At 65.6% G+C, this 1,308-nt stretch carries 1 pseudogene; it reads left to right on the top strand.

The window, feature by feature from the left end:
- Positions 1-56: 56 nt before the first annotated feature.
- Positions 57-1,271: pseudogene (locus EET03_RS28120) on the top strand (ISAzo13 family transposase); the annotation flags it as partial.
- Positions 1,272-1,308: the final 37 nt, after the last annotated feature.

Here is a 1,308-nt window from a genome sequence, read left to right as displayed (position 1 = left end):
AGGACTCGTGATTAAATAACGTCGTTTTTGCTGGTTTCGGGCGCTACGGTTGTGCTATGGCGGATCTGGCGGACTCGGTGGCGCGGCGGTACGCGGTGATGGGACCGCATTTGTCGGAGTTTCAGCGCCGGTTGTGGCTCGGGGCCGAGGCGGCCGAGTTGGGGCCGGGGGGTGTCGCGGTGGTGGCGCAGGCGACCGGGGTCGCGGCCGACACGGTGCGCCGAGGCCGTAAGGAGGCCGATACCGGGATCGGCCCCGGTGCGGGCAGGTCGCGTCGACCCGGCGGTGGCCGCAAGCGCGCCGAATCCCATGACGCGGGGCTGGTGGCCGCGTTCGAGTCGTTGATCGACCCAGTGACCAGGGGCGATCCGATGTCGCCGTTGCGGTGGACATCGAAATCGATCCGTGCCCTGACCGCGGCGTTGCGGGACGAGGGTCACCACGTCAGCGATATCGTGGTGCGCCGGTTGCTGCGGGAACGGGGCTACAGCCTGCAGGCCAACGCCAAGACCACCGAGGGCGGGCAGCATCTCGACCGGGACGCCCAGTTCGCCTACCTCAACGATCAGGCCACCGACCACTTGGCTGCCGGGGACCCGGTGATCAGCGTCGACACCAAGAAGAAGGAGCTGGTCGGGGCCTACAGGAACGGTGGCCGGGAGTGGCAGCCCAAAGGCGAGCCGGAGCAGGTCAAGGTCCACGACTTCATCGACCCCACGCTGGGCAAGGCCAATCCGTACGGGGTCTACGACGTGGGGACGAACACCGGGTGGGTGGCGGTGGGCACCGACCACGACACCGCCGCGTTCGCGGTCAACACCATCCGAGCATGGTGGCACAATGCAGGAAAGAACCTGCACCCCAACGCTTCCCGACTGTTGATCAGCGCCGATGGCGGGGGCTCCAACGGGTACCGCACCCGGCAATGGAAAACCGAACTCGCCGCCCTCGCCGCCGACACCGGCCTGACGATCACCGTCTGCCACCTGCCGCCGGGCACCTCCAAGTGGAACAAGATCGAACACCGCTTGTTCTCCCACATCTCGATGAACTGGCGCGGCAGACCATTGACCAGCCACGAAGTGATCGTCGAGACCATCGCAGCCACCACCACAAGCACCGGGCTGACCGTCCACGCCGAACTCGACCAAGCCACCTACCCCACCGGTGTCAAGATCCCCGACACGCAGATGAAAGCCCTTGAAACCGAACATATCCTGACCCGCCACGACTTCCACGGCGAATGGAACTACACCCTCAGTCCCAGACCGCGACACGCCGACAGCGACCTAGATTAATTTATCGCAA

Origin of the sequence: Mycobacterium innocens (assembly GCF_900566055.1) — a bacterium.
GTDB lineage: Bacteria > Actinomycetota > Actinomycetes > Mycobacteriales > Mycobacteriaceae > Mycobacterium > Mycobacterium innocens.
Note: the sequence above shows the minus strand (reverse complement) of the source record. Positions and strands in the feature narration are given on the sequence as shown.